Origin of the sequence: Clostridium sp. (assembly GCF_032552055.1) — a bacterium.
In the GTDB taxonomy this organism is placed as follows: domain Bacteria; phylum Bacillota; class Clostridia; order Clostridiales; family Clostridiaceae; genus Clostridium.
Map to the genome: position 1 here is coordinate 1 of NZ_JAWGSV010000236.1, position 4931 is coordinate 4931.

Sequence of the window (4931 nt, forward strand, 5' to 3'; positions counted from 1 at the left end):
CATCAGTATTATCGATATTTACCGATAACTCTAAAAAGTATTTATTTCCATTTGTATAATTATAGGCAGAAGCATATGTTATAAAATTTTCATTTGAAAAAATATCTATAATTAAAGTTCCATTATTAAATCCTATTGGTTCTTCAAGAGTTTTTTCACATCCTGTTAATACTAAAGTAATAGATACTAATAATACACAAATTATTTTTCTCACTATTTTTCCTCCATAAATCCTTAATACATATAATTAATAATATCTTTAATAGTCTATTTATATTTCTATTATATGACAATAATTTATAATGAATATATCAGCATTGAATGAAATAGAATATATATAACTATCAGCTACCCTTTTTTAAACACTTAATTAAAGTATAGTTATATTTTGTATTGTTTTGTACAATAAAATTTTAGTTTTTATACTTTTTTTGTCTTTTCTAATGAAACATAGCCCTATAAATAAAAAAAGCATCTATCCTGTAAGAATAGTGCTTTTAAATCTAAGTTCTTATAAATAAATTTTATGTAATATCAGTATCTCTCACCTCTATTTCAGTTCCTTCTGGAGCCTTTATTTTTAATAAACTCTGTCCAAGTACTTTATAAACTTCTTCACCATTTTTCAATTTAAAATCCTTATGTCCTAAAGATTTAATTCTTTCATACTCCTCTTCTACATTATCAACCATAAAGGCTAAATGAACTGGCCCTGAGTTTAAGGAACTCCATTTATTAAATGCATCACCTTTTTTGGGTGTTTGAAGCTCTATCATAAAACTGCCTAGTTTAATCCATGTATTAAAATCTCTCCCATGAAAATTAGCTGTTTCACTAACTATCTCAAATCCTAGTATTCTTGTGTAGAAATCTAGTGATTCATTATATTTTTCTGTTTGAATACATACATGATGTATCATTTTTATACTCATATGTCTTTCTCCTTAATATATTTATTAATAATTATACTATCTCTTAAAAAATAAAACAAAAGGCTTATATTTATAAACTAAACCTTTTGTTTTAAATCATAGTTCTTATTTTATTTTTTCAATTACTGCAAAATAATTTTCTTCACTATCTGCAAAATTAAAAGTTTTACCTGTAGGCATATTTATTATTTCTCCTACAGTTACATTATTATTAGTTAACTTTTTATATAATTTTTCTATATCATCAGTGAAAAACAATAATGATGGAGTTCCTAAATTAATTCCTGAATTCATTTTTTCAATTAATTCTTTATTATGTAGTACAATAGTTGTTTGTGAATCCTTTTGAGGTGCTATTTCAATCCACCTCATCCCTTCACCATTATCTTCTTCTGATATAACAGTAAAACCTACTTTCTCAGTCCAAAACTTTACTGCTTCATCCTGGTTATATACATAAACCATAACTTGACCTAATATATTAATCATAAAAACACTTCCTATTTTTTATTAATAAAATTTATTATTAACAATATTATACATCATATTCAAATTTGCTGTAATGATTTATGCAACAATTATTATCAATTAATATTATGGTATAAGTCTTTTCCTATCCCTAGTGATCAATGTTGCTTCTCTTACATTTTCTAAGCCTAGAAGTTTAGCGGTTATCCTCTCTAGTCCAATTGCTAACCCTCCATGCCTTGGCATCCCATATTTAAATATTTCTAAATAACTTTCATAATTATTGGGATCTACTCCTTTATACTTCATATTTTCTAATAACCTTTTATAATCATGTATTCTTTGACCACCAGTAGTTATCTCTATTCCTTTAAATAATAAATCAAAACTATGTGTTCCTTCTTCTCCGAGAGGCATTGTATACATAGGTCTCTTTTTTCTTGGATAATTAGTTAAAAATACAAAATCACTATTTAAATTTTCCTTTACATATTTACATAAAAGTTTCTCTGTCTCTGGATCTAGATCTCCCTTTAAATCATTTTTATTATAATTTTCTTTTAATATATTAATTGCTTCTTCAAATTTAATCCTAGGTATTTTATTATGAATTGTTGGTAATTCAACTTGCAATAAATCTAAATACTCTTTACTGTTAATTTTTAATGATTCTATAATATATTTTAATAGATTTTCTTCTAAATCCATAATATCAAATTCATCTTCAATAAATCCTATTTCTAAATCCATACTTATATATTCATTAAGGTGTCTATTAGTATTGTGCTCTTCAGCCCTATAAGCATGACCTACTTCAAATACTCTTTCAAAGCCTGAAGCAACCATCATTTGTTTATAAAATTGAGGACTTTGTGCTAAATAAGCTTTTTCTTCAAAATACTTCACCTCAAAAACTTCTGTGCCACCTTCTGCTCCTTCAATAATCCCCTTGAGTAAAAAACTCAAGGGGCAAATTGTTTGCGGTACCACCCTTTTTTAATAATGTTTACTTAAATTAAGACAATACTCTCTATATAATGAGCTCTTTTATATATAAAAAAGCATCCACTCCCAATAGGAGTGAATGCATATCCACGGTACCATCCTAATTCAACAATGTATTAATAGATTATCATTTCAAGTCCCTATAACGGAGGATACCCGTCTTATCCTACTTTATATTTCAAATAAGCCTCTCCAGAATGTCCTTCAATATTGCCTTTCTCATAGGCTCTCACCAACTCTACTCGCTTTGGATACTAACAATATCTACTTTTTCCTTCAAAGAATTTACTTTTGTATATTTTATTAATAAAATAGGCTTAAACATATTAATAGAACTATTGGTAAAAATACATTAAGTTAATTAAGCTTTTTTATCTTATACCCATTCTTACCATTACGCTTTACTTCATAGAGTGTTTCATCGGCAATAGTATATAATTTATTAAAACTCTTGTTAAATTTTGTAATAACGCAACCTAAACTAAGAGATATCCTTTGATTAATACCATTATACTCTATTTCCTTATCCATTAATTTACACACTTTCTTTAGTGTTTCTTCAATATTCCCTATCTTATTTTCCTCAATATCTTTTATAAAAACAATAAATTCATCTCCCCCTAAACGAGAAACAATATCCTTATTTGAAAAAGACTCTTTTAATACTTTGCTAAAATCTGCTAATAAATCATCTCCTCTCTTATGTCCTAAGCGATCATTTATCTGTTTAAAATAGTCTATATCTATGATAATAAACGCACAATATAATGAGACATCTTTTTCCTTTAAATATTCCACAACTAATTTCTCACAAGCTTCTCTATTGTAAACTCCTGTTAATGAATCTATCTGTGTTTTTTCAAATAATCTTTGCTTATCTTCCTTCATTTTATTAAATCTCATTTTGAATATTATGTAAATCAATGTAAAAATTATAATCAAAACTATACTAATTATAGTTAAACATAAAACTAAATTAGTATAGAAAAAATCTTTTATACTAATAGAATGCTTAATATTTAAGGTATTCTTCTGAACAATATTTTCTATATCTTTATCAGATAAACTATACACAGCTTTATTAAGAATATCTCTTGCATAACTATCCATTTTATTTGATATTCCCACTGTTATTTCGCTTTCCTCTCCAGTATAAATAACTTTTATATTATTATAGTATCCCACTGCACTATAATTAGAGATAGAATAACTGTTACCATAAGTTGAGGTTACTTTGCCTTCATTAACAGCCTTTAAACATTCTTCGATATTATTATAATATTTAATTTCGTACTCATCATCAATTGAATTAATAGGACCATGACCTATTGGCAAAGCAATTATCTCTTTATCTTCATTGTTGTATTTTCCCTTATTTACTACTTTTAATACCTCATGATTTGAATATACTTTTGTTAGCATAAAATCATATTTATCTCCAATTGAATAGTCATTTACTGCCCCAATAATTATATCAACTTTACCATCTACTATCATTTCATAGGCTTCATTATAGGTTTTAGCTCTAACAAAATCAAATTTAATTCCAGTTCTTTCTGATATTAAATTCATAGCATCAATAAAAATTCCTTTTGGTTGGTTTGTACCTTCATCATAATATTGAATAGGCATTAAACCATCAACATATGCTGACCTTATTGGGTTCATATTTTTTATATAATTTACCTCATCTTTAGTCATTACTAAATTATTATTGTAATTATTCACAAAGTATTTATTATAAAGGGTTTGGTCAAAATAAGGATTATCGTCTTTAATTTTATAAATAGCTCTATTTAGCCCCTCTATGACTTCTGAATTTCCCTTGGTGGTAGCAAAGTAATGTGGTTTTTCTCCAAATTTAGCAATAACATTTTCGTTACTATCTACAGTTAAGTCTCCTCCTATAATAGCATCTACTTCTCCATCCTTCATTTTTTCTAACAGAAAAGGTCTTCCATTACCACCTGAATATGAAATGAGGTCAATATCCTTAATCTTATTTTCTTCACAGAATTCTTTAAAATCATTTGGGCCATTCACATTTTTTTCAAGATAACCCACTTTCATTCCATCTAATATAATGTATTTTGATTCATCAAAGCTATTATTGTCTAAAACTGCTAAAGTAGTATATGTCTTACCTGAATCATATTTAGGAAAGTCATAAATCTGTATAGTCGCTTCATTTTTAATCATTCCTGCTAAAATATCAATCTCACCATTTCGTAAGTCTTCTAAAAGTTCTTCTAGGTTCTTTTCTACAAATTCATATTGCCAACCTGTATATATGGATATCTCCCTTAAATATTCATAGGCATATCCTGTGTAAACTCCATCTTTTTTTTCGGTGAAACCACTTACACTTGGAAATCCGACTCTAATTATTTTATTTTCCTCAGCACTTACACTCTTTGGATAAATAATGGTACACATAATGACTATTAACATTACAATAAAAGTTTTACTTTTTCTTAGTGTTATCAATGTCTTACAGCTCATCTCTTATTCTCCCTTCCTTTATAT

The 4931-nt window shown here is 26.9% G+C and carries 3 protein-coding genes, 2 pseudogenes and 1 other annotated feature; all 5 genes and pseudogenes read right to left on the reverse strand.

Annotated elements, in window-relative coordinates:
• Positions 1–214 (reverse strand): annotated as a pseudogene (locus tag E6248_RS13125) (hypothetical protein); the annotation flags it as partial.
• 310 nt (positions 215–524) lie between these two features.
• Positions 525–932 (reverse strand): VOC family protein, encoded by a 408-nt coding sequence (locus E6248_RS13130; protein WP_316341243.1) that lies wholly within the window; start codon positions 930–932, stop codon positions 525–527.
• A 105-nt stretch (positions 933–1037) separates the two neighbouring features.
• Positions 1038–1421, reverse strand: coding sequence for a VOC family protein (locus tag E6248_RS13135; RefSeq protein ID WP_316341244.1), 384 nt, complete (start codon positions 1419–1421; stop codon positions 1038–1040).
• Between the two features lie 105 nt (positions 1422–1526).
• Positions 1527–2351 (reverse strand): annotated as a pseudogene (gene aspS, locus E6248_RS13140) (aspartate--tRNA(Asn) ligase); the annotation flags it as partial.
• 122 nt (positions 2352–2473) lie between these two features.
• Positions 2474–2694: a binding site (T-box leader), on the reverse strand.
• A gap of 68 nt (positions 2695–2762) precedes the next feature.
• A complete protein-coding gene (locus E6248_RS13145; protein WP_316341245.1) occupies positions 2763–4907 on the reverse strand; it encodes a GGDEF domain-containing protein in 2145 nt (714 codons plus the stop codon).
• Positions 4908–4931: the final 24 nt, after the last annotated feature.

Excerpts from the sequence above, each read along its gene's own strand:
- E6248_RS13145 (WP_316341245.1), bottom strand. The coding sequence starts at position 4,907 with ATGAGCTGTAAGACATTGATAACACTAAGAAAAAGTAAAACTTTTATT.
- E6248_RS13130 (WP_316341243.1), bottom strand. The coding sequence starts at position 932 with ATGAGTATAAAAATGATACATCATGTATGTATTCAAACAGAAAAATAT.
- E6248_RS13135 (WP_316341244.1), bottom strand. The coding sequence starts at position 1,421 with ATGATTAATATATTAGGTCAAGTTATGGTTTATGTATATAACCAGGAT.